This is a genomic window from Amycolatopsis sp. FU40, from assembly GCF_021903635.1.
Classification (GTDB): domain Bacteria; phylum Actinomycetota; class Actinomycetes; order Mycobacteriales; family Pseudonocardiaceae; genus Amycolatopsis; species Amycolatopsis dendrobii.
In genome coordinates, this window is record NZ_CP091381.1 from 8,879,333 (window position 1) to 8,905,343 (window position 26,011).

15 protein-coding genes and 3 rRNA genes are annotated in these 26,011 nt (G+C 66.8%); 13 read left to right on the forward strand and 5 right to left on the reverse strand.

Annotated elements, in window-relative coordinates; genetic code table 11:
* The first annotated feature begins 200 nt into the window (after positions 1-200).
* Together L3Q65_RS42130 and L3Q65_RS42135 are read left to right on the forward strand one after the other, a co-directional pair.
* Entirely contained in the window at positions 201-809 is a 609-nt protein-coding gene (locus tag L3Q65_RS42130) for a hypothetical protein (protein WP_182896310.1), read from the forward strand.
* A gap of 7 nt (positions 810-816) precedes the next feature.
* Positions 817-1,398, forward strand: coding sequence for a DinB family protein (locus L3Q65_RS42135; protein WP_237598112.1), 582 nt, complete (start codon positions 817-819; stop codon positions 1,396-1,398).
* A 685-nt stretch (positions 1,399-2,083) separates the two neighbouring features.
* Here the strand turns inward: L3Q65_RS42135 and L3Q65_RS42140 are convergent.
* The 3 genes from L3Q65_RS42140 to secA2 form a co-directional block, all read right to left on the reverse strand.
* The gene (locus tag L3Q65_RS42140) at positions 2,084-2,617 is read right to left on the reverse strand and encodes a methylated-DNA--[protein]-cysteine S-methyltransferase (RefSeq protein WP_182896308.1); all 534 of its coding nucleotides are present in this window, start codon (positions 2,615-2,617) and stop codon (positions 2,084-2,086) included.
* A 492-nt stretch (positions 2,618-3,109) separates the two neighbouring features.
* A complete protein-coding gene (locus tag L3Q65_RS42145) occupies positions 3,110-4,831 on the reverse strand; it encodes an NAD+ synthase (protein WP_182896307.1) in 1,722 nt (573 codons plus the stop codon).
* 123 nt (positions 4,832-4,954) lie between these two features.
* On the reverse strand, positions 4,955-7,294 hold the full coding sequence (secA2, locus tag L3Q65_RS42150; RefSeq protein WP_237598113.1) for an accessory Sec system translocase SecA2: 2,340 nt from the start codon (positions 7,292-7,294) through the stop codon (positions 4,955-4,957).
* A 99-nt stretch (positions 7,295-7,393) separates the two neighbouring features.
* Here secA2 and L3Q65_RS42155 point away from each other — a divergent pair, with 99 nt between their 5' ends.
* The gene (locus L3Q65_RS42155) at positions 7,394-9,016 is read left to right on the forward strand and encodes an alpha/beta hydrolase (protein ID WP_370648153.1); all 1,623 of its coding nucleotides are present in this window, start codon (positions 7,394-7,396) and stop codon (positions 9,014-9,016) included.
* 38 nt (positions 9,017-9,054) lie between these two features.
* Here the strand turns inward: L3Q65_RS42155 and L3Q65_RS42160 are convergent, their stop codons facing one another.
* Positions 9,055-9,690 (reverse strand): LppX_LprAFG lipoprotein, encoded by a 636-nt coding sequence (locus L3Q65_RS42160; protein WP_237598114.1) that lies wholly within the window; start codon positions 9,688-9,690, stop codon positions 9,055-9,057.
* 92 nt (positions 9,691-9,782) lie between these two features.
* Here L3Q65_RS42160 and L3Q65_RS42165 point away from each other — a divergent pair, with 92 nt between their 5' ends.
* The 6 genes from L3Q65_RS42165 to rrf all read left to right on the forward strand — a co-directional run bounded on the left by L3Q65_RS42165 (position 9,783) and on the right by rrf (position 19,923).
* Positions 9,783-11,072, forward strand: a complete 1,290-nt coding sequence (locus L3Q65_RS42165; protein ID WP_182896303.1) for an MFS transporter — start codon at positions 9,783-9,785, stop codon at positions 11,070-11,072.
* Between the two features lie 64 nt (positions 11,073-11,136).
* Positions 11,137-12,480 carry a type I glutamate--ammonia ligase gene (gene glnA, locus L3Q65_RS42170; protein WP_037368721.1) on the forward strand — a complete coding sequence of 448 codons (1,344 nt, stop codon included), beginning with the start codon at positions 11,137-11,139 and terminating at the stop codon, positions 12,478-12,480.
* A 44-nt stretch (positions 12,481-12,524) separates the two neighbouring features.
* A complete protein-coding gene (locus tag L3Q65_RS42175; RefSeq protein ID WP_237598115.1) occupies positions 12,525-14,108 on the forward strand; it encodes an amidase in 1,584 nt (527 codons plus the stop codon).
* 678 nt (positions 14,109-14,786) lie between these two features.
* Positions 14,787-16,306 (forward strand): 16S ribosomal RNA (locus tag L3Q65_RS42180).
* 296 nt (positions 16,307-16,602) lie between these two features.
* Positions 16,603-19,722: ribosomal RNA gene (locus tag L3Q65_RS42185) — 23S ribosomal RNA — on the forward strand.
* 84 nt (positions 19,723-19,806) lie between these two features.
* Positions 19,807-19,923, forward strand: a 5S ribosomal RNA gene (rrf, locus tag L3Q65_RS42190).
* The 16S, 23S and 5S rRNA genes sit together here, the layout of an rRNA operon.
* Before the next feature lie 124 nt (positions 19,924-20,047).
* Here rrf and L3Q65_RS42195 read toward each other — a convergent pair.
* Positions 20,048-20,485: an Lrp/AsnC family transcriptional regulator gene (locus tag L3Q65_RS42195; RefSeq protein ID WP_182895381.1), complete on the reverse strand. Its 438-nt coding sequence runs from the start codon at positions 20,483-20,485 to the stop codon at positions 20,048-20,050.
* A gap of 124 nt (positions 20,486-20,609) precedes the next feature.
* Between L3Q65_RS42195 and L3Q65_RS42200 the strand changes: the two genes are divergently transcribed.
* From L3Q65_RS42200 to L3Q65_RS42215, 4 genes are all read left to right on the forward strand, one after another.
* Positions 20,610-21,026 carry a rhodanese-like domain-containing protein gene (locus L3Q65_RS42200; RefSeq protein ID WP_182895380.1) on the forward strand — a complete coding sequence of 139 codons (417 nt, stop codon included), beginning with the start codon at positions 20,610-20,612 and terminating at the stop codon, positions 21,024-21,026.
* Positions 21,023-21,772: a type 1 glutamine amidotransferase gene (locus L3Q65_RS42205; RefSeq protein ID WP_237598116.1), complete on the forward strand. Its 750-nt coding sequence runs from the start codon at positions 21,023-21,025 to the stop codon at positions 21,770-21,772. Before L3Q65_RS42200 ends, L3Q65_RS42205 begins: the two co-directional genes overlap by 4 nt.
* A gap of 94 nt (positions 21,773-21,866) precedes the next feature.
* Entirely contained in the window at positions 21,867-22,997 is a 1,131-nt protein-coding gene (locus tag L3Q65_RS42210) for an inorganic phosphate transporter (RefSeq protein WP_182895378.1), read from the forward strand.
* A 30-nt stretch (positions 22,998-23,027) separates the two neighbouring features.
* The gene (locus L3Q65_RS42215) at positions 23,028-26,003 is read left to right on the forward strand and encodes a bifunctional [glutamine synthetase] adenylyltransferase/[glutamine synthetase]-adenylyl-L-tyrosine phosphorylase (RefSeq protein ID WP_182895377.1); all 2,976 of its coding nucleotides are present in this window, start codon (positions 23,028-23,030) and stop codon (positions 26,001-26,003) included.
* Positions 26,004-26,011 lie beyond the last annotated feature (8 nt).

A 26,011-nucleotide genomic window follows, 5' to 3' on the forward strand; every position in this document is an offset into this window, starting at 1 on the left:
CCTGCCCTCGCCAAGCTCGGCCGAACCTGATCCCCCGGTGCCGAGGCGGGTATTGGCCGTCCGCCAACCACGATCCGGTAACCTCCACCAGGGATTCGGTGCGTGAGTTCGTGGTAGCGGATGGTGTCCGGAACCTCTGGGAAGTCACGGGTGTGACACCATCCGGCACTTCGTCGCAGAGATTCGCTTAGGGTGGGCAAGTGCGTGCTGCGCGGGTGGCTTTGATAGTCCTGCTCGGACTCGGTTTGGCGGGGTATTCCGCGTGGCTGCTGGAGTTCTTCATGCAGACCGGGGTCTCGCTGACCGAACAGCCGGTCTGGGATCTGTTCTACGCGCAACCGGTCTTCTCGGTCGCGACGGGAATCGGCGGTCTGGCCTTCTTCTTCACCGGACCCGCCCTCATGCGGCTCGCGCCAGCAACTTGGAGCGGGCGGCTGACCTCGGTTTCGGTGTCAGCGTTCGGGATCATGCTGATGGTGTACGCCGGGGTCCCGGAGACCGTGGTGACTCCCTATCTGCTGAGCGCGGCCGTCGCCGTCGGGGCGTTGAGCCTCGTCTTCTGGTGGCCGTCCGGCTGGCGCGCCTGCGCGGTGGCTTGCCTGGTGCTCGTGCTGGTCGCGTGGGCGCTGGTGGTGGCGTCGACGCTGGCCGGGCACCTGGAAGGCGTCTTCACCCGGGTGCAGCTCCTGGTACACGCGGCGCAGGTCGTGATCGGCGGCGCGTACGTCGTGCAGACCCCGGTTCCGGTCCGCGGCCGAAAATTGTCGGTGGCGGGTGCGATGCTGCGGAGCAACAGACACCGGAAGTGAGGCCACCATGGCTGGCAAAGTCTCCCCGACCCCCGACGAACGCGGCGGTTTGCTCGGTTTCCTGGCACAACAGCGTCAGGCGATGAAGATCGCCACGTACGGCTTGACCGACGACCAGGCGCGCGCCGTGCCCAGCGCGAGCGCCCTGAGCGTCGGCGGCCTGCTGAAACACGTGTCGTCCACCGAAAGCGGCTGGATAGACCTGGTGCTGAAAATCGAGCCGAAGCCCTTCGCCGAAAGCGTGGCGACCTACCAGGAAAACTACCGCCTCGGCCCGGACGAGACGCTGGAATCGGCGATCGGCGCCTACGACCGGGTCGCCGTCCGCACCGAAGAGGTCATCGCCGGGATCGCGGACCTCAACCAGGAAGTCCCCATCCCGAAGGGCGTGCCCTGGTACCCGGACGACGCGTCCGCCTGGTCCGTGCGCTGGGTGCTGCTGCACCTGATCGAGGAAACCGCCCGACACGCCGGCCATGCCGACATCGTCCGCGAGTCCCTGGACGGAGCCACCGCCATGCCCCTGCAAGCGGCGGCAGAAGGCTGGCCGGAGACGGACTGGCTGAAGCCCTGGAAACCGGCCGAATGAGCTGAATAGCGCGGCGGGGTCAGTCGCTCGTTGGCACCGGAGTCATCCAGGCGGGGTTTCTCGGCTTTCGATTGCGGTTGGGCTGGTTTGGCTGCCTGGGCGGGTTACTGGGAACTGCTCGGGCGGGTGGGCGGACTGACCGCTCGGGCAACTGAGGCCCGAGCCGTCCGGGCCGGGTTTCTCGGACGGCTGTTGGCGGTCTGGCTGGCGAGCACGCTGGACCGGCGCCACTTCGTCGGTTGGCGAGGCGATCGCTCGAGCCATGCCGGAGTCGCCCGAGCCGGATTCCGGCGGGTCCGGCCTGGTTCGGGTCGGCTCGGTCGACGGGCTGGTCACGCGGGCAGCTGCGCCGGAGTCGTCCGGACCGGGTTTCTCGCACGGCTGTTGGGAGTCGAGGAATCGGGCGCGGCTGCCGAGCACGGCTCCGTCGGTCGGCGGTCTGCAGCGGCCACCCGGTTGATCCGGGAGTTGGCGTGGCCCTCGGCGGCGGTCTGGCGCGGCTGCCCTCGGGAGGCTGACGGTCGGAGCTGGGTGGCCTGGTCGTTCGGCTGCGCGAGATAGCCGGTTGGGGGTGGTGCGCTCGGTTGGCGTCCAGCGGCACTGGGGGTGCGGCTGGAATCCGGCCGAGTGCGCCCAAGCTCCAGGCAGGCCAAGGCATTCCGCCGGGGTTTCCGTAGCCGACGCGTCAGAACAACATCGGCTCCTCCGGAAACGCCCCTTCGATCACCAGCATCCGCCGTTTGGTCTCGACCCCGCCCGGTGCCGAAAAGCCGCCAGGATTCTTGCCCGCGCCCAAAACCCGGTGGCACGGCACGATGATCGGAAACGGATTGCTCCCCATCGCCTGCCCGACAGCCTGCGCGGAGCCCGGTGCACCCAGCTGATGCGCGATGTCCCCGTACGTCAGCACCTTCCCGGGCGGAATAGCACGCGCGACGTCGTACGCGCGCCGGTTGAAGTCCGGCACATCCCGGTAATCCAACGGAGCCGCGCGCAGATCGCGAGCCTCTCCCGACAGCAGCGCGACGACATCCTCCACCACCGCACGCAGTTCGTCCGGCACCGGTGATTCCACCGCGTCCGGGAAGCGCTTCGCGAGGTGTGTGCGCGTCCGCTCCGCCGTACTCCCCGGCAGCGCGGTTCCGATCACCGCACCGTCCCGCCAGGCGAGGCCGCACGCCCCGATCGGGGTGTCGAACACCGTGTACCCAACCGTCATCTGCCCAGCGTACGACCCGGCACCGACAGAAACTGGCGAGAAAACGACACGACCCTGGAGCCCCCGGCCGACCCGCGGCAGCTGATCATCTTCGCGGCCGAAGACGAAGACTTGCCCGCGGCACCGGAAAGCCAGCCCGCGGCACCGCCCCTGCATTCAGCAACGCGACCGATGGTGTCCGGCGGGAGCTGCCAGCGCCTGAGGTCTCAGCCAGCCGAGCTGAAACTGGTCGGCCGAGCCGGAAATCCCGATCAGCCTGGTTCGCCCAGCCAGCCGCGTCCGGCTCCCCGCCAACCCGGTCAGGCAGAGGCCGGAAACTCGGCAAAGCGTGCTCGAGACGCTGGTCGGCACCTGAGACCTCCGCCAGCGTGCCGAAATCCAGCCATCTACAGCCTGACAAGAGCCCGGCAAACCGCGCCGGAACTCAGCAGCCCAACCGTGGCAGGCAACCCCGCCAACCGCGGCCAAGCACAATCGAGCCGGAACCCCCGATCAGGACTTCCGTTCCCGCCAGCCATTGGTCATCGGAAGCCGCCGGTCCCGCCCGAACGCCTTGAAGGTGATCTTCGTGCCCGGCGGATACTGCCGCCGCTTGTACTCGGCCCGGTCGACCATCCGCACGACCCGGTCGATCGTCTCCGGATCGAACCCCGCCTCGATCAGATCCGCGTACCCGCGGTCGTTCTCGACGTAATCGTCCAGGACATCGTCCAGAAGTTCGTAATCCGGCAGCGAATCCGAGTCCTTCTGGTCCGGCCGCAGCTCAGCCGAAGGCGGCTTCGTGATCGAGTTTTCCGGGATCGGCGGCGTTTCCCCGCGCTTGGCCGCCTCCTCGTTCCGCCACCGCGCCAGCTGCCACACGTGCGTCTTGAACAGGTCCTTGATCGGCGCGAACGCTCCGACCGCGTCGCCGTAGATGGTCGAGTAGCCGACGGCCAGTTCGGTCTTGTTGCCGGTCGCCAGCACCAGGTGTCCGTCCAGATTGGACAGAGCCATCAGCAGCATCCCGCGCACCCGCGCCTGGATGTTCTCCTCCGCGAGCCCGGTCAGCTGCAGCTGGTTGACATAAACGTCGACCATCTCGCCGATCGGCTCGACCCGGTAGTGTGCGCCGATCCGTTCCGCCAGGTCCGAAGCGTCATCCCGCGAGTGCGAGGACGAGTACTTCGACGGCATCGAAACGCCGTACACGTTGTCGCCGCCGAGTGCGTCCGCCGCCAGCGCCGCGCAGACCGCGGAGTCGATTCCGCCGGAGAAGCCGAACGTGACCGTCGAGAAGCCGTTCTTGTGCACGTAGTCGCGCAAGCCGACGACCAGCGCCGACCAGACCTCGGCCTCGTCCGACAGCGGTTCGCTGATCGTCGGAGCGACCAGCGGCGAGTATTCGACCAGCGGCGAGTCGTTCAAAACCCGCCGGTGCACTTCCAGCCCGTCGAAGGAGCCCGTGGCGGCCGCGTTCGCAGCGGGCAGGTCCAAGTCCAGCACCAGCAGGTGCTCCACGAACTGCGGTGCCCGCGCGAGCAGCGTCCCGTCCGCGCCGACCACCAGCGAGTCGCCGTCGAAAACCAGGTCGTCCTGGCCGCCGACCTGGTTCGTGTACACCAGCGGCGCGCCCGCTTCAGCCGCGCGGCGGGCGATCAGCGGCAGCCGCTGTTCGTCCTTCGACCGTTCGTACGGCGACGCGTTCGGCGCGACCACCAGGTCGACCCCGGCCTTGCCCAGTGCGGAGATCGGACCGCCGTCCTGCCAGATGTCCTCGCAGATCACCATGCCGATGTCGACGCCGTGCAAGCGCAGCACTTCGAGTTCGGTGCCCGGTTTGAAATACCGGTGCTCGTCGAACACGCCGTAGTTCGGCAGGTGGTGCTTGAACTGCCGAGCCACGACCTCGCCGCGGTAGAGCGCCGCCGCGGCGTCGCGCGGGCCGATCTCGTCGTGGTCGAGGTAGCCCACGTACGCGAGCACTTCGCCGCAGCCCGCCTCGTCGAGCCGGCGTGCCAGTTCGGTCACCGAGCGCCGGGACGCGTCGGCGAACGTGCGCCGGAGGGTGAGGTCCTCGACCGGGTAACCGGTCTGGGACATCTCCGGGAACACGACGACGTGCGCGCCCGCCTCGGCGGCCTTGCGGGTCCACTCGACGGTGAGCGCGGTGTTCCCGTCGATGTCGCCGACGGTGGTGTTGACCTGGGCCAGTGCGATGCGCAGTTGCGGCATGCCGCCATTCTGTCCCACCGCGCCGACAGAAACTACGCAGAGGTGAGCCAGAGAACGGCGAAGGGCCCCTCACCCGCGGCGAGGGGCCCTCCGAAAGGGCGAGGGGCCCTCCGAAAGAAGGAATCAGGACTTCTTCATCCGCATCATGCTGCGCACCTTCTTGACCGTCTGCTCGAAGTCCGAGTCGAACGGGTTGTCGTGCACCAGGTACGTCCACGTCGTGTTCGCGCGCCGCACGCCGACCTCGGCGAGGTCGAGGCCGTTGTCGGTGATCTCGGCTTCCTCGAGCGTCTTCGCCGCGCGCGAGGCGGATTCGGCGATGATCTTGTGGAACTCCGGGATCGCCGCGCGGTGGAACTCGTCCAGCGGCGTCTCGCGGGCCAGCGCGCGCAGGTGGATGCTCTCGCGCACGTCGGTGAGGTACGCCAGGTGGTCCGACCACAGCTGGTCGAGGTGGAACAGCCGGACCTCGCGGCACACCTGCTCGAGCCGGTCGGAGTCGTCCAGCTTTTCCTTCAGCTCGGCGAACTTCTCCGGCTGCGCCTGCTCCAGTTCCTCCGCGGCGAGCCCGGTGTGCAGCACCTTGTCGCGGTGTTCCAGCAGTTCGGCGCGCTGCCGCTCGATCAGCCGGGTGTAGCGCCAGGTGTTGCGGTGGATTTCCAGGTCGACGCCCTCGGCGACGCGCTGGGCGTGGTTGAGCTGCCGGTGCGCGGCCGGGTCGGTGATCTCGCCGGTCTCGGTGTCCGCGTCGATGCCGTCCGGCAGGTCCGGCGCGTTCGACAGCACCAGGTCGTCGTTGAGGCTCGCGAAGAAGATCGCGCTGCCCGGGTCGCCCTGCCGTCCGGACCGGCCGCGCAGCTGCCCGTCGAGCCGGCTCGACGGATACCGCGCGGTGCCGATCACGTGCAGGCCGCCCAGTTCGGCGACCTCTTCGCGGGACGCGCCGTCGCTGCCGCCGAGCCGGATGTCGGTACCGCGGCCCGCCATCTGCGTGGACACGGTGACCGCGCCCTTCTTGCCCGCCTCGGCGATGATCGCGGCCTCTTCCGCGTCGTTGCGCGCGTTCAGCACGACGCACGGCAGGTCGACCTTCGCCAGCTTTTCCGCCAGCTCCTCGGACTCGGCGACGTCCTGGGTGCCGACGAGAATCGGCCGCCCGGTCTCGTGCACCGTCCGGATTTCCTCCTCGATCGCGCGCAGTTTCTGCGACGGCGAGGCGAAGACGCGGTCCGGCTGGTCCTCGCGGACGTTCGGGGTGTTCGGCGGGATGACCGCGACCTCGAGCTTGTAGAACTCGCGCAGCTGCTCGGCGACCGCCACCGCGGTACCGGTCATGCCCGCGACCTCCGGGTAGCGCGCGAGCAGCGCCTGCACGGTGATCGAGTCGAGGATTTCGCCCCGGTCGGTGGCGGTGACCTGCTCCTTCGCCTCGACCGCGGCCTGGAGGCCGTCCGGCCAGCGCTGCAGTTCGGCGACGCGGCCGCGGGCGGCGTTGATCAGCTGCACCTTGCCGTCGCGGACCAGGTAGTCGACGTCCCGGGTGAGCAGGGCGTGCGCGTGCAGAGCGACGTTCACCGCGGCGAGCCGGTCCGAACCGGACTCGTCGTACAGGTCGACGCCGCCGAGCGACTTCTCCACGACCGACGCGCCCGCGCTGGTCAGCCACGCGTTGCGGCCCTCGGAGTCGGTTTCGTAGTGCAGGCCGAGCCGCAGCCGCCGGACGATCTTGGCGACCTCCTCGTCGGCGTCGTTGTGGTCGATCGAACCGGCCATGACCAGCGGCACGCGCGCCTCGTCGACCAGCACCGAGTCGGCCTCGTCGACGATCGCCACCTCGGGGGCCTTCTGCACCAGGTCGTCGGGGTGGGTGACCAGGCGGTCGCGCAGCACGTCGAAGCCGATTTCGGCGACCGCGCCGTAGGTGACCTCCTTGCCGTAGGCCTCCTTGCGCTCCTCCTTCGAGTGCGCCGGTTCGACCCAGCCGACGGTGACGCCGAGCAGGTCGTACACCGGGCCCATCCACTCCGCGTCGCGGCGGGCGAGGTAGTCGTTGACCGTGACCACGTGCACGCGGCGGCCGCGCAGCGCGTACCCGGCGGCGGCCAGCGCACCGGCGAGCGTCTTGCCCTCACCGGTCTCCATCTGCACGACGTGGCCGGTGAGCAGGCCCATGGTGCCGAGCAACTGCACGTCGAAGGCCCGCTCGCCGAGTTCGCGCCGGGCGGCCTCGCGGCCGAGCGCGCAGATCTCGATCAGCTGGCTGTCGGTGAACGAGGCGGCCCCGCCGATGGCGTCCCGCAGCTTGCCCGCGCGCTCGGTGAGCTCGGCGTTCTCGAGTTTTTCCAGCTCCGGCTCGAGCTTCTCGACGGCGGGCAGCAGCGCTTCGTAGCGGGTCAGCTCGACGCTGCCCGGCCGCTGGATGATCCGGCGGAGCCGCTTGCCCACTCGGCTGATCAGTGCCACCCCTGGTCTCCTCGTGTCGATGTGTCTCCGGTCGCACCCGCACTGCCCAACGCACCGACGGTGCGTTCGAGTTCCGCGCCCGGATGGCACGATCAAACCGTGCCACGTCATCCCAGCGCCAGCCCGAAAGTCCATCCGTTCGTCGCGTTAGCGGCTGCCGGCCTGCTCGCGACCACGCTCGTGGCGTGCTCGTCGAAGCCCGGCCAATCCGCACTCGCGCCGACGGTCGAATCGCACGCGCCGGTGGGCCCGGTGCCCGCCGGACTGGAGCGGTTCTACGGGCAGAGCGTGTCCTGGTCCGCGTGTGCACCCTACGCGACCTCGGCCGACGCCCGGTCGGCGTTCAAGGCGCAGGGAATCGAGTGCGGCCGCCTCACCGTTCCGTTGAACTATGACAAACCGGACGGGCAGACGATCACCATCGGCGTGCTGCGGCACCGCGCGAGCGATCCCGGCCAGAAAATCGGTTCGCTCGTGGTGAACCCGGGCGGACCGGGCGCTTCGGGCATGGTCGCCGCGGCGGGCCTGATGGACCAGGTGTCGAAGTCCGATCTCGGCGACCGGTTCGATCTCGTCGGCTTCGACCCGCGAGGCATCGGTGCGAGCGAACCGCAGATCAAATGTCTGACCGGACCCGAGCGCGATGCCGACCGCGCCGACGACAGCGAGACCGACGGTTCTCCCGCGGGCGTCACGAAGCAGGAAGCGGAGCAGAAGGACTTCGCCGCGAAGTGCACACAGCGGACGAAGTACGGCGACGACATGCTCGCGCACGTCGGTACTCGCGACGTCGTCAAAGACATGGATGTGCTGCGAAGCGTCCTCGGCGACGAGAAGCTCACGTACCTCGGCTACTCGTACGGCACGCGCATCGGGTCCACGTACGCGGAGACCTTCCCGAAGAACGTGCGCGCGCTCGTCCTCGACGGCGCTGTCGACCCGACGCAGAGCCCGGAGGACTCGCTCGTCGCGCAGGGCCAGGGCTTCGGCGGTGCGTTCAACGAGTTCGCGAAGTGGTGTGCGGCGCGTCAGGACTGCGCGCTCGGCAACAACCCGGCTGACGCGACGAAGCAGTTTCAAGACCTCACGCGCCGGCTGATCGACTTCCCGGTTCCGGTCGGCGACGGTCGCAAGCTGTCGTACGACGACGCCACCACCGGTGCCATACAGGCCCTCTACCAGCAGAATCTCTGGGAGTACCTGAATACCGGGCTGAACGAGCTGAAGCTCCAGCGCGGCACCACGCTGGAGAAGCTGGCTGACATCTACAACGAGCGCAATCCGGACGGCAGCTACGGCACCACACAGGACGCCTTCATCGCGATCCGCTGTGTCGACGACCCGCGAGTCACCGACCCGAAGCAGATCCTCGAAGGCCAGGAGAAATACGTAAAGGCCGCGCCTTTCCTCGACGACGGCCGCCAGGCCAGCTCCGCCCGTGACGCGTGCGCGTTCTGGCCGGTGCCGAACACGTCGAAGCCGCACGAGCCGAACGTCGAAGGCATGCCGAAGACGCTGACGATCTCGACGACGAACGACCCGGCGACGCCGTACCAGGCGGGCGTGAACCTCGCGAAGGCGCTGAAGGGGTCGCTGCTCACCTTCGAGGGAACGCAGCACACGGTGTTCCTGCAAGGCAACGCGTGCGTCGACAAGGCGGGCACCGCCTACCTGATCGACGGCACGACGCCGCCGGACGGGACTCGCTGCAAGGCCAGCTGAGGTTGGTGGCTCGCTTCGGCGGGCCACCAACCAGGTCGTCAAGGCTGCTGGTCGGTCAACAGCACCTCGTACATCACCGGACTGTCGCGCTCCGTCGCCGGTGGCACCTGCAGCCACATCCGCGCGAAGCGGCGCGGTTCCGCGACCGTCACCCAGATCTTCACGTTCACGTCGGCGTGGATCTGCGGTACCAGCTTCGCCGCGACCGCCTGGGGCACGGTTCCGCCGACGCGATAGCCGTCGACGTGCTGGATCGTCTCGCGGATCTCGGTTTTCGGCTGCTGGAGCGAGTCGAGAAGACGGATCAGACCGCCGTGCGGGCCGAGGAACCGGTCGACGGTGAAGGGTATGGGGCCGTTCGTTTCGCGACCCTTCGTGTCCTTCGTGGTCGCGGTGTGCCCGGCGACGGTGAACGAGAACGACCGATCGGTGAATTCCGCGCTGCCGCTCGCCTGCCCGCCGCGTTGGAGGGTCGCGTTGCCGACGAGCTTGGTCATCGGCAGACCGGGCAGCACTCCGTTGACGCCGACCGAGAAGTGCAGGCTGGCGACCTTGGCGAAGTTCGTCTTGGCGGCGGCGAGCAACCCGTCCGCCGCGGGCAAGGGGGGTGCCGCGGTGCAACCGCCGACCAGCCCGAGGAGCAACAGGGCCGGCAGGACACGTCGGCTGAGCATGGCCGAGAGCCTACTCGGCTGGCCCGATCCTTTCGGATAGTGTCCTTCCGGCCACTGTCGACGAGGCCTCCGGCGCACCAGACTCACTGCTCGTGACCGTTGAGACTCGTCCTGCCCGCCGCCTGCACCGCGCCTGGTTCGTCGCGGCGGCCGCGTTCGTCGCACTCCTCGCCGCCGCTGGCTTCCGCGCCGCGCCGGGCGTCCTGATCGATCCGTTGCACGAAGAGTTCGGCTGGTCCCGCGCCACGATCGGGTCCGCCGTCTCGGTCAACCTCGTCCTGTACGGCCTCTTCGCGCCCTTCGCCGCCGCGCTGATGGAGCGGTTCGGCATCCGCCGCGTCGCGGCCACCGCGCTGTGCGTCGTCGCTCTCGGCGCGGGCGGCACCGTCTTCATGAGCGCCAGCTGGCAGTTGATCCTCTGCTGGGGCGTGCTCGTCGGCCTCGGCACTGGCTCGATGGCGATGAGCTTCGCCGCGATGGTCGCGACGCGCTGGTTTATCCGCCACCGCGGCGTCGTGACCGGCGTGCTCACCGCCGCCGGGGCGACCGGACAGCTGATCTTCCTGCCCTTGATCGCGTCGCTCGCGGCGGACGACGGCTGGCGGACAGCGTCCATGGTCATCGCCATCGCGGCTCTCGCGGTGGTCCCGGTCGTGCTGCTGGCCGTACGCGACCACCCCGCCGACATCGGCACTGTCGCGTACGGAGCGCCTGAAGACGCCGAAGTGGCGCGTCCGGCGCCGAAGGTCGGCACGGTCCGCCGCGGGCTGTCCGTGCTGTTCCAGGCCGCGCGCACCCGGACGTTCTGGCTGCTCGCTGTCGGGTTCGCCATCTGCGGGGCGACCACGAACGGGTTGGTCAGCACGCACTTCGTCCCCGCCGCGCACGACCACGGGATGCCGCAGACGACCGCGGCGAGCCTGCTCGCGCTGGTCGGCGTCTTCGACGTGGTGGGAACGATCGCGTCGGGATGGCTCACCGACCGTGTCGACCCGCGAATCCTGCTCGGCGTCTACTACGCGTTGCGGGGAGTTTCGCTTGCCCTGTTGCCGCAGCTGTTCACGAATTCGGTCCAGCCGAGCATGTGGGCGTTCATCCTCTTCTACGGCCTCGACTGGGTCGCGACCGTCCCGCCGACGGTCGCGCTCTGCAGCCGCTCCTTCGGCGAGGCCGGTCCGATCGTGTTCGGCTGGGTCTTCGCCTGCCACCAGCTGGGCGCGGCGTTCGCCGCCTCCGCCGCCGGCGCGGTCCGCGACCAGTTCGGCGATTACGCGATCGCCTGGTACGTCGCCGCCGGGCTCGCGGTCATCGCCTCGGTCGCGTCGCTGTCGATCAGCCGATCAAGAAAATCTCAGAAAGCCCAGCTCGCGCAGGTGGCGTGAATCCGCCGCCGATGTGGGTGACCCGTGAAACATGGCGTTAACACGTGCTGGTTAGGGTTCGGCCATGGATCGCCAGCAGGAATTCGTGCTCCGCACTTTGGAAGAGCGCGACATCCGTTTCGTCCGCCTGTGGTTCACCGACGTGCTGGGATTCCTGAAGTCCGTCGCGGTCGCGCCCGCCGAACTGGAGGGCGCGTTCAGCGAGGGCATCGGGTTCGACGGCTCGGCCATCGAGGGCTTCGCGCGCGTCTACGAATCGGACATGGTCGCCAAGCCCGACCCGTCCACGTTCCAGGTGCTGCCGTGGGAGACCCCCGACGGCGGCCCGTACTCCGCGCGGATGTTCTGCGACATCGCGATGCCCGACGGCTCGCCGTCCTGGGCCGACCCGCGGCATGTGCTGCGCCGCCAGCTGTCGAAGGCCAGCGAAGCCGGGTTCACCTGCTACGTGCACCCGGAGATCGAGTTCTTCCTGCTCGCCAACCTGCCCGACGACGGCAGCGAGCCCGAGCCCGCCGACAACGGCGGCTACTTCGACCAGGCCAGCCACGCCACCGCGACGCACTTCCGCCGGCACGCGATCGAGACCCTCGAGGCGATGGGCATCTCGGTCGAGTTCAGCCATCACGAGGGCGCGCCGGGCCAGCAGGAAATTGACCTTCGCTACGCCGACGCCCTCACCATGGCCGACAACGTGATGACGTTCCGTTACGTCGTCAAGGAGGTCGCGCTGACCCAGGGCGTGCGCGCGACCTTCATGCCGAAGCCGTTCACCGACCAGCCCGGCTCCGGCATGCACACCCACGTCAGCCTGTTCGAAGGCGACCGCAACGCGTTCTACGACGCGGAGGACCCGCACGAGCTTTCCGAGACCGGCAAGGCGTTCGTCGCCGGTGTCCTGCACTACGCCAAAGAAATCTCCGCCGTCACCAATCAGTGGGTCAACTCCTACAAACGGCTGATCAGCGGCAGCGAGGCGCCCACGACGGTGTCGTGGGGGAGGGCGAACCGCTCGGCGCTCGTGCGCGTGCCGATGTACTCGCCGGGCAAGGCCTCGTCGCGGCGCGTCGAGATCCGGACGCTCGATTCGGCGTGCAACCCGTACCTGGCCTACTCGGTGATACTGGCGGCGGGGCTGAAGGGCATCGAAAAGGGCTACGAGCTGCCGCCGCCCGCCGAGGACAACATCTGGCAGCTGTCGGACTCCGAACGCCGCGCCGCCGGTTACTCGCAGTTGCCGCAGAACCTCGGCGAGGCGCTCGCCGAGATGGAGAAGTCCGAGCTGCTGCCGGAAGCCCTCGGCGAGCACGTTTATGACTTCTTCTTGCGCAACAAGCGGGTCGAGTGGGACAACTACCGGAGCGCGGTCACCCCGTACGAGCTCCGGACCCTGCTGCCGATGCTCTGAACCGGGCCCCGGGCCGTGCTCCGACGTTGGGGAGGCATCGGAACATGGGAAAAAGACTGCCCGCCGTACTCGTCGCACTGGTCGCGGCGGCGGGCTTGGCCACCGCGCCCCCGGCGGTCGCGATGCAGGGTGACCACTCGGACCCGGCTGAGCTGCACTTCGACCTCGACCGCGCCGACATCCCGTCGCTGCAGCACCGGATGGCGACCGGCCAGCTCACCGCGACCCGTCTGACCAGCGCTTACCTCGCCCGGATCCGGGTGCTGGACCCGAAGGTCAACGCCGTCCTCGCGCTCAACCCGGCCGCGCTCGCGCAAGCCGCGGCCAGCGACGTCCGGCACCGGACCGGCCGCACCCGCGGTCCGCTCGACGGGATCCCGGTGCTGGTCAAGGACAACGTCGACACCCACGACCAGCAGACCACCGCCGGTTCGCGCGCGCTGCGCAGCCGTCCGGCCAAGGACGCCACGCTGATCACCCGGCTGCGCGACGCGGGCGCGGTGATCCTCGGCAAGGCGAACCTGTCGGAATGGGCCAACTTCCGTGCCGCGAAGCCGACTTCCGGCTGGTCCGGCGTCGGCGGGCAGACCAACAACCCGTACGTCCTGGACCACAACCCGTGCGGGTCGTCCGCCGGATCCGCGGCAGGCGTCGCCGCGTCGCTCGCGCAGGTCGCGATCGGCAGCGAGACCGACGGGTCGATCGTGTGCCCGGCCGGGATGACCGCGACGGTCGGCCACAAACCGAGCCTCGGGCTCGTCAGCCGCACCGGCGTCGTTCCGATCTCCGCGGAACAGGACACGGCGGGACCCATCGCGCGCAACGTCGTCGACACCGCGTTGACGCTCTCGGTGCTGCAGGGCCGCGACCCGTCCGACCCGGCCACCCTGCGCTACCCCTCGACCCAGCCGACTGACTACGCGAAACTCCTCCGCCCCGGCGTCTTGCGCGGCGCCCGGATCGGACTGTGGCGGCTGCCGGTGCTCGGCCCGGACACGGATGCCGTGGTCAGCAAGACGAAGGCTTCGCTGGAACGCGCGGGCGCGACGGTCGTCGAGGTCAACCTGCCGTACCAGGACCGGCTCTCCGAACTGGAGTTCCCGGCGTTGCTGACCGAGTTCCACCGCGACATCGACGCCTACCTCGCCACGCGGCCCACCGGCCCGCGGAACCTGGCGGACCTCATCGCGTACAACCGCGCTGACCCGCTGGAGCGCACCTGCTTCGCTGGCCAGGAGCTGTTCGAGCAGGCGCTCGCCGCGCCCGGCCCGCAGGATCCGACCTACCTGAAGAACCGGGCGGAGCTGACCGACCTGTCGCGCCGGTCGCTGGACGAGACCCTCGCGAAGTACGACCTGGACGCCATCGCGTCGCCGACGAACCCGCCTGCTTGGAAGACGGACTGCAAGGTCGGCGACAACGACGTGATCCCGTCCTCGACGCCTGCCGCGGTGGCGGGCTATCCGGACGTCACCGTCCCGGCCGGTTCGGTCGGACCGCTTCCGGTGGGGATTTCGTTCATGGGCGGACAGTGGACGGACGGCAAGATGCTGGCGCTGGCCGCGGACTACATGCGGGTCGCGCCGGTCCGGGTTCCGCCCCGGTATCTGCCCAAGCTGCCTGGGTAAACCGTCCGGGGTTGCCCGGAGCGGGTGAAGGTTTGTGGCGGCCGCCGGTCAGTGCCTCGCACTGGCCGGCGGCTTGCGTTCGGGCGAGCTGGCTTGCGCCTGGATGACTGGACAGTGCGCTGACCTGCCGAATTGGGTTGGCGGCCCGGGTCTTCGGCAGCGAGCGGCTTGGCTGAGGGGGAGACCTGGGTCACTCGGGGCCTTTCCGGGGCCCCTCCGAGCGCAGTCCGCGGCCCTCGAACCGGTCGGATCAGCCCGCCGGCGGCGCTCTGACCAGGGGCGATGTCGTTAAGTGGCCCCCCTGTTTTCGGGTGGTTGGAAGGCATGTAATCTTCTCTTCGTCGCCAGGAACACCGGGCCGGCGGGGCCGAAAGCCTCACCGACCAGGAGCCAGGGCCGAGCGGGTTGACACCGCGAAACGGACCAGGTAATGTTCAGCGTCGGCCCACGAGCGGCCGCCGACTCCCTACGACTAGCCTTGTAGGTACCGGCATGCTCGACCAAAAGCTTGAAATAACGCATCGAGCTTGGCCTGGTTGATTCCGGGGCTGGTTCGGGGTGTGTTGCTTGAGAACTCAACAGTGTGCTAGTGAACTAAGCCAGTAGAGCTTATATGAAACCCCCTCGTCGGGGTTTCCTTTGAGAATGATTGAGAAGTAGTCTCGATCGAACTGTTCATTGTTGGAGAGTTTGATCCTGGCTCAGGACGAACGCTGGCGGCGTGCTTAACACATGCAAGTCGAACGCTGAACCGGTTTCGGCCGGGGATGAGTGGCGAACGGGTGAGTAACACGTGGGTAATCTGCCCTGTACTCTGGGATAAGCCTGGGAAACTGGGTCTAATACCGGATATGACCTTTCACCGCATGGTGGGGGGTGGAAAGTTCCGGCGGTATGGGATGAACCCGCGGCCTATCAGCTTGTTGGTGGGGTAATGGCCTACCAAGGCGACGACGGGTAGCCGGCCTGAGAGGGTGACCGGCCACACTGGGACTGAGACACGGCCCAGACTCCTACGGGAGGCAGCAGTGGGGAATATTGCACAATGGGCGCAAGCCTGATGCAGCGACGCCGCGTGAGGGATGACGGCCTTCGGGTTGTAAACCTCTTTCGCCAGGGACGAAGCGCAAGTGACGGTACCTGGATAAGAAGCACCGGCTAACTACGTGCCAGCAGCCGCGGTAATACGTAGGGTGCGAGCGTTGTCCGGAATTATTGGGCGTAAAGAGCTCGTAGGCGGTTTGTCGCGTCGGCTGTGAAATCTGGAGGCTTAACCTTCAGCGTGCAGTCGATACGGGCAGACTTGAGTTCGGCAGGGGAGACTGGAATTCCTGGTGTAGCGGTGAAATGCGCAGATATCAGGAGGAACACCGGTGGCGAAGGCGGGTCTCTGGGCCGATACTGACGCTGAGGAGCGAAAGCGTGGGGAGCGAACAGGATTAGATACCCTGGTAGTCCACGCTGTAAACGTTGGGCGCTAGGTGTGGGCGACATTCCACGTTGTCCGTGCCGTAGCTAACGCATTAAGCGCCCCGCCTGGGGAGTACGGCCGCAAGGCTAAAACTCAAAGGAATTGACGGGGGCCCGCACAAGCGGCGGAGCATGTGGATTAATTCGATGCAACGCGAAGAACCTTACCTGGGCTTGACATGCGCCAGACATCCCCAGAGATGGGGCTTCCCTTGTGGTTGGTGTACAGGTGGTGCATGGCTGTCGTCAGCTCGTGTCGTGAGATGTTGGGTTAAGTCCCGCAACGAGCGCAACCCTTATCCTACGTTGCCAGCGCGTCATGGCGGGGACTCGTGGGAGACTGCCGGGGTCAACTCGGAGGAAGGTGGGGATGACGTCAAGTCATCATGCCCCTTATGTCCAGGGCTTCACACATGCTACAATGGCTGGTACAGAGGGCTGCGATACCGCGAGGTGGAGCGAATCCCTTAAAGCCGGTCTCAGTTCGGATCGCAGTCTGCAACTCGACTGCGTGAAGTCGGAGTCGCTAGTAATCGCAGATCAGCAACGCTGCGGTGAATACGTTCCCGGGCCTTGTACACACCGCCCGTCACGTCATGAAAGTCGGTAACACCCGAAGCCCATGGCCCAACCCGCAAGGGAGGGAGTGGTCGAAGGTGGGACTGGCGATTGGGACGAAGTCGTAACAAGGTAGCCGTACCGGAAGGTGCGGCTGGATCACCTCCTTTCTAAGGAGCACAACACATCCACGTTTCCCGGGATACCCGGGGCCAGAGGCGTGGGGTGGGCACGGTTTAACACCCGCACGCGGTGTTGCCGGGCTTGCTCAAGGAATTGTGGAACTACTGGTTAAGGCTCATCGCGGTGGGGACGCCGCCGGTTAGTACTGCGGCTTGCCGCGTGGAAGACCGGTCGCGGATCCGGGTGGTGGGTTGTTTGCTGGCGCGCTGTTGGGTCCTGAGGCAACACACGTTGTTTCTGGTGTGGTGTTTGAGAACTGTAGAGTGGATGCGAGCATCTTTGTGGTCAAGTTGTTAAGGGCACATGGTGGATGTCTTGGCTTCAGGAGCCGATGAAGGACGTGGGAGGCTGCGATATGCCTCGGGGAGCTGTCAACCGAGCTGTGATCCGAGGATTTCCGAATGGGGAAACCCAGCACCAGTGATGTGGTGTTACCCGCCGGTGAATATATAGCCGGTGCGGAGGGAACGCGGGGAAGTGAAACATCTCAGTACCCGCAGGAAGAGAAAACAAAAGTGATTCCGTGAGTAGTGGCGAGCGAAAGCGGAAGAGGCTAAACCGTTTGCATGTCAAGCTGTCAGGCGTTGTGCAGGCGGTGTTGTGGGACCCACCTTGGAGAGACTGACATTTCTCCGGATGTACGCGATGGTTAGCGGAACGCCTTGGGACGGGCGGCCGGAGCGGGTGAGAGCCCCGTACGCGAAAGCTGTTGTCGTAGGTCTTGGTGGTGTTCCCGAGTAGCAGCGAGCTCGTGGAATTTGCTGTGAATCTGCCGGGACCACCCGGTAAGCCTAAATACTTCCTGGAGACCGATAGCGGACGAGTACCGTGAGGGAAAGATGAAAAGTACCCCGGGAGGGGAGTGAAAGAGTACCTGAAACCGTGTGCCTACAAGCCGTCAGAGCTCACTTGTTGGGTGATGGCGTGCCTTTTGAAGAATGAGCCTGCGAGTTAGTGCTGCGTGGCGAGGTTAACCCGGGTGGGGTAGCCGTAGCGAAAGCGAGTCTGAATAGGGCGATTGAGTCGCGTGGTCTAGACCCGAAGCGGAGTGATCTACCCATGGCCAGGGTGAAGCGACGGTAAGACGTCGTGGAGGCCCGAACCCACTTAGGTTGAAAACTGAGGGGATGAGCTGTGGGTAGGGGTGAAAGGCCAATCAAACTCCGTGATAGCTGGTTCTCCCCGAAATGCATTTAGGTGCAGCGTCGCGTGTTTCTTGCCGGGGGTAGAGCTACTGGATGGTCTAGGGGCCTTACCGGGTTACCGAAATCAACCAAACTCCGAATACCGGTTAGTGAGAGCGCGGCAGTGAGACGGCGGGGGATAAGCTTCGTCGTCGAGAGGGAAACAGCCCAGAACACCAGCTAAGGCCCCTAAGTGTGTGCTCAGTGGGAAAGGATGTGGGATTGCCCAGACAACCAGGAGGTTGGCTTAGAAGCAGCCACCCTTGAAAGAGTGCGTAATAGCTCACTGGTCAAGTGGTCCTGCGCCGACAATGTAGCGGGGCTTAAGCACACCGCCGAAGCTGTGTCACTCGTGCGATACATCCGCCAATCTTTCGGGGTTGGTGCAGTGGCACGGGTGGGTAGGGGAGCGTCCTGCATCCAGGGAAGCGGCCGCGGAAGCGAGTCGTGGAGGGTGCGGGAGTGAGAATGCAGGCATGAGTAGCGAATGCAGAGTGAGAAACTCTGCCGCCGGATGACCAAGGGTTCCTGGGCCAGGCTAATCCGCCCAGGGTAAGTCGGGACCTAAGGCGAGGCCGACAGGCGTAGTCGATGGACAACGGGTTGATATTCCCGTACCCGAGCATGTGCGCCCATGGCGAGGCGGTTGACACTAACCACCCGAAGCCGCGGTTGAAGTCTTCGGACGGATTCCGTGTGTGGAGCGTGGGACCTGATTCCGTAGTAGTCAAGCGATGGGGTGACGCAGGAAGGTAGCTCCGCCAGGCGATGGTTGTCCTGGTGTAAGCGTGTAGGCCGTCATGTAGGCAAATCCGCATGGCACATAGGCTGAGACGTGATGCGTAGCCGTTTGAGGCGAAGTGGGTGATCCTATGCTGTCGAGAAAAGCCTCTAGTGAGTGCATGCACGGCCCGTACCCCAAACCAACACAGGTGGTCAGGTAGAGAATACCAAGGCGATCGGGTGAACTGTGGTTAAGGAACTCGGCAAAATGCCCCCGTAACTTCGGGAGAAGGGGGGCCAAGCATCTTGAAGTCCCGTGCGGACGGAGGGGTGGTTGGCCGCAGAGACCAGCGGAAAGCGACTGTTTACTAAAAACACAGGTCCATGCGAAGTCGCAAGACGATGTATATGGACTGACGCCTGCCCGGTGCTGGAACGTTAAGAGGACCGGTTAACTCACTTTGTGGGTGAAGCTGAGAATTTAAGCGCCAGTAAACGGCGGTGGTAACTATAACCATCCTAAGGTAGCGAAATTCCTTGTCGGGTAAGTTCCGACCTGCACGAATGGCGTAACGACTTTCCGGCTGTCTCGACCACAGGCCCGGCGAAATTGCATTACGAGTAAAGATGCTCGTTACGCGCGGCAGGACGGAAAGACCCCGGGACCTTTACTATAGTTTGGTATTGGTTTTCGGTTCGGCTTGTGTAGGATAGGTGGGAGACTGTGAAGCGCTCACGCTAGTGGGTGTGGAGTCGTTGTTGAAATACCACTCTGGTCGGATTGGGAATCTGAACCTCGGACCATGATCTGGTTCAGGGACAGTGCCTGATGGGTAGTTTAACTGGGGCGGTTGCCTCCTAAAGGGTAACGGAGGCGCCCAAAGGTTCCCTCAGCCTGGTTGGCAATCAGGTGTCGAGTGCAAGTGCACAAGGGAGCTTGACTGTGAGACAGACATGTCGAGCAGGGACGAAAGTCGGGACTAGTGATCCGGCACCTCCTGGTGGAAGGGGTGTCGCTCAACGGATAAAAGGTACCCCGGGGATAACAGGCTGATCTTGCCCAAGAGTCCATATCGACGGCATGGTTTGGCACCTCGATGTCGGCTCGTCGCATCCTGGGGCCGGAGTAGGTCCCAAGGGTTGGGCTGTTCGCCCATTAAAGCGGCACGCGAGCTGGGTTTAGAACGTCGTGAGACAGTTCGGTCCCTATCCGCCGCGCGCGCAGGATACTTGAGGAAGGCTGTCCCTAGTACGAGAGGACCGGGACGGACGGACCTCTGGTGTGCCAGTTGTCACGCCAGTGGCATGGCTGGTTGGCTATGTTCGGAAGGGATAACCGCTGAAGGCATCTAAGCGGGAAGCCTGTTCCAAGATGAGGTATCCCACCCCATGTGGGTTAAGGCCCCCAAGAGACGATTGGGTTGATAGGCCAGAAATGGAAGCACAGTAATGTGTTGTCGAGTTGACTGGTACTAATAGGCCGAGGACTTGCCCACAAAGATCGCTCGCATCCACTCTACGGTTCTGAAACACCACGCCGGCTGTCACTCATGTGGCGGGTGTGTGTTGTTTCGGAGTGTTTCGGTGGTTTTAGCGTCAGGGAAACGCCCGGTCCCATTCCGAACCCGGAAGCTAAGCCTGACTGCGCCGATGGTACTGCAACCGAAGGGTTGTGGGAGAGTAGGACACCGCCGAACTCAACCTGACAGTCTGGGCCCCGGTCCGAGAACCCCCGTGGTTCTCCCGGGGCCCAGACTCATATCCGGACCCAAGACAAGGCCCGAACCCGTTACCGGGGTTCGGGCCTTCATCATGTCCAGGTCACAGCGGCAGCCCGCGGCCTCGGACGGGAGACGAGAACACCAGCGAGGTCGTCGTCTCGCCGTAGCGCTGAGCCCGTTCTACAAACAGCTCCAGCTCCGCAGTCGTGCGGCAGTGCACGCGGAGCAGCCAGCATTCGTCACCGGTGACGTGATCGGCGTCCGTGATCTCCGGCAGCGGGAGGATCACCTCCCGGAAGCGCGGGCCGTCCAGGCTGCGGACCCGGACCCGGACGATCGCCTGGATCGGGCGACCCAGCTTTTCCGGATCGACGCGTGCTGCGTAGCCGGTGATCACCCCGCGCTGTTCCAATCGGCGTACCCGTTCGGTCACGGCCGGCGCGGACAGTGAGACTCGGCGGCCGAGTTCCGAGAACGTCAGGCGGCCGTCGGACTGGAGCAGCCCCAGCAGGTGCCGATCAACATCGTCGAGGTCCACCTCGGCACCCTCTCAGAAACTCCAGGCCAACTGCCGTCCAGACCCGGAAAACCCTGGTGAAGACGGCGGAACACCTGGATCTTCCCCTGTCCGGGACCAGGATTGGAACGAGAGGATCGACACCGTGAAACCGCGCATCCTCTCCCTTCCCCACGAAGCCTCCAACGCCGTCGAGTACTTCGGTGGCGAGCTCGCCTTCGAGGTCGACCCGGTCGACCTCGCCCAGGACCTCGCCGACGGGCGCACCGACGGCTACGTCCTCGTCGAGACCCGCAGCCCAGGGGCGTACGCCGAAGCTCACCTGCCGGGCGCGATCTGTTTGCCGTACCGGGAAATGACCGAGGAAAGCACCCGTGACCTCGACCGGAACCTCGTCTACGTCTGCTACTGCGAGAGCATCTACTGCAACGCCGCCACCCAGGGCGCGTACCGGCTCGCGCGGCTCGGCTTCACCGTGAAACGCCTCTCCGGCGGCATTACGACCTGGCTCGCGCACGGCTATCCGACAGAGTCCGAGCAGCCCGTACCCTGGACGCCGTGACTCGTCTGCTCATCATCCAGCCCGATGCCAGCGATCCCGTCGGCCCGCTCGGGGAGTGGCTCACCGAGGCCGGCGCGGAACTCGACGTGCGGCTGCCGCCGGAGCAGGAGCTGCCGTCGAGTCTCGACGGGTACGACGGGTTGATCTGTCTCGGCGGCGGCATGGGCGCGCTTGACGACGCCAAGCATCCCTGGCTCGCCGACGTCCGGAAGCTGCTCGCCGCCGCGGCGGGGAAGGCCGTGCCGACGCTCGCGCTCTGTCTCGGTTCACAACTGCTCGCCGTCGCGACCGGCGGGCAGGTCGCGGAGGGCGAGTCCGGGCCCGAGGTCGGGCCGGGGCTTGTGTCCAAGAAGGACGCCGCGTGGGTCGATCCGCTCTTCGCGGACATGCCCTTCCTCCCGGACGTCCTGCAGTTCCACCGCGACGTCATCACCGTTCTGCCGCAGAGCGCCGAGCTGCTCGCGTCCACTCCGAAGTACCCGCACCAGGCCTTCCGGATGAACCGTTGTGTCTACGGTGTCCAGTTCCACATCGAGACCACGCCGGACGTCGTCCGCGCCTGGGCCGAGGCGGAGCCGGAAATGGCGGAACTCACCCGTCCGGGCGCGCTGGAGGAGGAGACCCTGATCTCTGCGCACGCGGAAATCGCCGAGACGTGGCGTCCGTTCGCGCGCCGGTTCGTCCAGTTGGCCGCCGGGCAGCTGGAGCCGGCTCCGGAAAGTCAACGCCAGTTGCCGCTGGCTTAACGGATGATGTCGGAATCACTTACGGCGAGTTAACGGTTCACCCAAACGGTCAGGTACCTTGCGAGAGGTATTTCCGTAGGGTTCGGAGGTCGGGGTGGACCCCTCGCTGCTCGTTGTCGTCGTGATCTGCACGGCGCTGGTTTTCGATTTCACCAACGGCTTCCACGACACGGCGAACGCGATGGCGACCTCGATCGCCACCGGAGCACTCCGGCCCCGCGTCGCCGTCGCGATCTCCGCGGTGCTGAACCTGGCCGGCGCGTTCCTGTCGGTCGAGGTCGCGAAAACGATTTCCAGCGGTCTCGTCGACGAGACGAGGATCGGGCCCGCCATCGTGTTCGGCGGGCTCATCGGGGCGATCGTCTGGAACCTCTTCACCTGGTACGTCGGCCTGCCGTCGAGTTCGTCGCACGCGCTGTTCGGCGGCTTGATCGGTGCGACCTGGGTGTCCGCGGGCGCGGATTCCGTCCACTTCGCCAAGATCGTGGACAAGGTGCTCGTGCCGGCCGCCGCCTCCCCGATCATCGCGGGAGTCGCGGCGGCAGCGGTTACTTACCTCGTCTACCGGTTCCTGGTGCGCAAGCGCGGCGGCCGGGGGTTCCGGGTCGGACAGATCGTCTCCGCGTCGCTGGTCTCGCTCGCGCACGGCACCAACGACGCGCAGAAGACCATGGGCGTCATCACCCTGACGCTCGTTGCGGCCGGTAGCCTCCCCGCTGGATCCGCGCCGCCCGTCTGGGTGATCATCAGCGCCGCGTCCGCGCTCGCGCTCGGCACGTATCTCGGCGGCTGGCGGATCACCCACACCCTCGGCAAAGGCCTCACCGACATCGAAGGCCCGCAGGGCTTTTCCGCGCAGACCAGCAGTGCGGTCGTGATCCTGCTGTCCTCGCACCTCGGGTTCCCGCTGTCGACCACGCACGTCTGCTCGGGCGGCATCGTCGGTTCCGGCGTCGGCCGCCGGGAGGCTCCGGTGCGCTGGCGGATGGCGGGCCGGATGGTGCTGGCGTGGCTGTTCACGCTGCCCGCGGCGGCGATCGTCGGCGCGGCGGCGGGCAAGATCGCCTCGCTCGGCGAGGCCGGGACCATCGCGGTCGGCGTCGCCGGCATTCTCTTCGCGGCCGGGATTTACCTCCTTTCCCGCCGCAAACCCGTCACCGCGCACAGCTTCCAGGTCCCCGAGCCCTCTGCCGCCGATACCGAACCGGACCGCCTGGCTGCCTGAACCGGCCCGGCTCCGGCTACGGTGTGAGCGATGGCAGAGCGCGCGCGGACCACAGCTTCGGCGGCCAGGTACGGCTTCACCGACACCCGGGCCGACGGTCAACTGCGCGCCGCGGGCTGGTGGACCGAAGGCGGACCCGCCGACGGCGCCACCGACGTCCTGCTCGCTCTCTCCCGTGCCGCGGACCCGGACCTCGCGCTGGCTGGGCTCGACCGCATTCGCGAGGCCGACGAACCCGGTTGGCCCGAGCTGGACAGCACGCTCCGCGAGAACCGCACGTTCCGCGGTCGGCTCCTTGGCGTGCTCGGCACCTCCACCGCGTTGGCGGATTTCCTCGTCGCCAATCCGGGCGAGTGGCGTTGTCTCGCGGACAACCGGTGCACCGACCCGGCGAAGTTCGCGGAGCGGCTGCTTGAGCGGGTTCGCCAGGACGACGGGACGTACGCCACCGGGACCGCCGCGGAGCATGAGCTGCGGGCTGGCTACCGCGGGCTGCTGCTCGGCATCGCCGCCGCTGACCTCGGCCACCTCGTCGAACCTGGGTTGGAGCACCCGCAGTTCCGGGACGTGGCCAGCGAACTGACCACTCTCGCCGAGGCTTCGTTGCAGGCCGGGCTGGTGGTCGCCGAGCAGGAGGTCGGCGCGTCCGCCGAAGGCGCGCTCGCGGTGATCGCGATGGGCAAGACCGGCGGCCGCGAGCTGAACTACGTGAGCGACGTCGACGTCATCTTCGTCGGGGCCGGCGACCTCGGCGTCGCGACCCGGCTGGCCAGCACGATGATGCGGCTGGTCGGCAACGCGTGCTTCGAGGTCGACGCGGCGTTGCGGCCGGAAGGCAAGAGCGGCGCGCTGGTGCGCACGCTCGAAGGGCACACCGCGTACTACCAGAAGTGGGCGAAGACCTGGGAGTTCCAGGCTTTGCTGAAGGCGCGTCCGGTGGCCGGCGACGCCGAGCTGGGCCGTCAGTACGCGGAGATGGTCGCGCCGATGGTGTGGTCGGCCGCGGACCGCGAGAACTTCGTGACCGAGGTTCAGCAGATGCGCCGGCGGGTGGAGGACCACGTCGCGTCGGAGCATCTCGAACGCGAGCTGAAGCTGGGTCGCGGCGGATTGCGCGACGTCGAGTTCGCCGTGCAGCTGTTGCAACTCGTGCACGGCCGGGTGGATCCCGCGCTGCGCTCGTCGTCCACTTTGGAAGCCTTGGCCGCGCTGGGCGACGGCGGGTACGTCGGCCGCGCGGACGCGGCGGAGATGAGCTCGTCGTACGAGTTCCTGCGCACCGTCGAGCACCGGCTGCAGCTGCGCCGGTTGCGGCGGACGCACCTGTTCCCGGCCGCGTCGGACACCGATGAGCTGCGGATTCTAGCCCGCGCCTGTGGGATTCGGCCGGTTCGCGGACGCAGCCAGGGCGAGGCGCTGCTGGCCGAGTTCCGCCGCCACGCGCAGGGGATTCGGCGGCTGCACGAGAAGGTTTTCTACCGTCCGCTGCTGCAGTCGGTGGCGAATGTGCCGACGGAAGCGTTGCGGCTCACCACGAAACAGGCCGCCAGCCGGCTCGCCGCGCTCGGGTACGCCGCGCCAGAAGGGGCGTTGCAGCACATCAAGGCGCTGACCGCCGGGGTGTCGCGGCGCGCGGCGATTCAGCAGGCGCTGCTTCCGGTGTTGCTCGATTGCCTGGCTGATACGCCGGATCCGGACGGTGGGCTGCTTTCGTATCGCAAGGTTTCCGAGGCGCTTCAGGACACTCCGTGGTACCTGCGGGTGCTGCGTGACGAGGGCACTGTCGTGGAGCGGCTCGCCTTCTTGCTCGGCACGTCGAACCTGGTGCCGGACCTGCTTGTCCGCGCGCCGGAAGTGCTTCAGCTGCTGGGAGATCCGGCTCGGTTGACTGGACGTACGCCAGCCGAAGTGGCGACGTCGCTTCGGGCCGCCGTACGCCGTCAGCCTGGGTTAAGCGCTGCTGTCACCGCTGCTCGGTCACTGCGTCGCCATGAGCTGCTTCGCGTCGCGTGCGCGGATTTGTTGGGACTGCTGGATGTTCCGTCGGTCTGCGAAGCGCTGTCGAGCGTGTGGGTCGCGGTGTTGCAGGGAGCGCTGTCGGCGGCTTATCGGCAACGGCAGGCTGAGCTGGGGCGTACTCCGGCGACGATCGCGGTCATCGGCATGGGACGGCTCGGCGGGGCGGAACTGGGCTACGGTTCGGACGCCGACGTGCTCTTCGTCTGCGAACCCGCGGAAGGCGTCCCGGACGCCGAAGCGGTGCGGTTCGCCTCGTCGGTCGCGGAGACGGTGCGGAAGATCCTCGGCGCGCCGAGTGCGGATCCGGCGCTGGTCGTCGACGCGGACCTCCGGCCGGAAGGACGCAGCGGGCCGCTCGTGCGGACGCTGGACTCGTACCGCGCGTACTACCAGCGCTGGGGCGAGGTGTGGGAATCGCAGGCGTTGCTGCGGGCCCGGTTCGTCGCCGGGGACGAGGAGCTCGGCCAACGGTTCATCTCGATGATCGACCCGTTGCGCTATCCGGAAGGCGGGCTCGACCCGACGGACGCGCGCGAGATCCGGCGGATCAAGGCCCGGGTGGAGACCGAACGGCTCCCGCGCGGAGCCGACCCGACACGGCACACCAAACTAGGCCGCGGCGGTCTCGCCGACGTCGAGTGGACTGTCCAGCTATTGCAGTTGCAGCACGCGCACGAGGTGCCTGGCCTGCGGACGACGTCGACCCTCGACGCGCTGACCGCCTTGGCCGAGGCGGGCCTCGCGCCGGCCGAGTCGGTGGACTCGTTGCGCGAGGCCTGGCTGCTGGCCACGCGCGTGCGCAACGCGACGATGCTGGTGCGCGGCAAAGCGGCGGACGAGGTGCCCGGCACCGGCCGCGACCTGGCCGCGGTGGCGCGCGTGTTCGGCTACTCGGTGGACGATGACCCCGGCGAGTTCCTCGACGCCTACCGCCGTGTGACGCGGCACGCGCACGCCGTGGTCGAGGAACTCTTCTACGACAACTAGCCTGGACT

What these genes read in the sequence shown, in the direction of transcription:
- L3Q65_RS42175 (WP_237598115.1), top strand. Translation starts at nt 12,525, where the DNA reads ATGGGAAAAAGACTGCCCGCCGTACTCGTCGCACTGGTCGCGGCGGCG.
- glnA (WP_037368721.1), top strand. Translation starts at nt 11,137, where the DNA reads ATGGATCGCCAGCAGGAATTCGTGCTCCGCACTTTGGAAGAGCGCGAC.
- L3Q65_RS42160 (WP_237598114.1), bottom strand. Translation starts at nt 9,690, where the DNA reads ATGCTCAGCCGACGTGTCCTGCCGGCCCTGTTGCTCCTCGGGCTGGTC.
- L3Q65_RS42215 (WP_182895377.1), top strand. Translation starts at nt 23,028, where the DNA reads ATGGCAGAGCGCGCGCGGACCACAGCTTCGGCGGCCAGGTACGGCTTC.
- L3Q65_RS42145 (WP_182896307.1), bottom strand. Translation starts at nt 4,831, where the DNA reads ATGCCGCAACTGCGCATCGCACTGGCCCAGGTCAACACCACCGTCGGC.
- L3Q65_RS42140 (WP_182896308.1), bottom strand. Translation starts at nt 2,617, where the DNA reads ATGACGGTTGGGTACACGGTGTTCGACACCCCGATCGGGGCGTGCGGC.
- L3Q65_RS42135 (WP_237598112.1), top strand. Translation starts at nt 817, where the DNA reads ATGGCTGGCAAAGTCTCCCCGACCCCCGACGAACGCGGCGGTTTGCTC.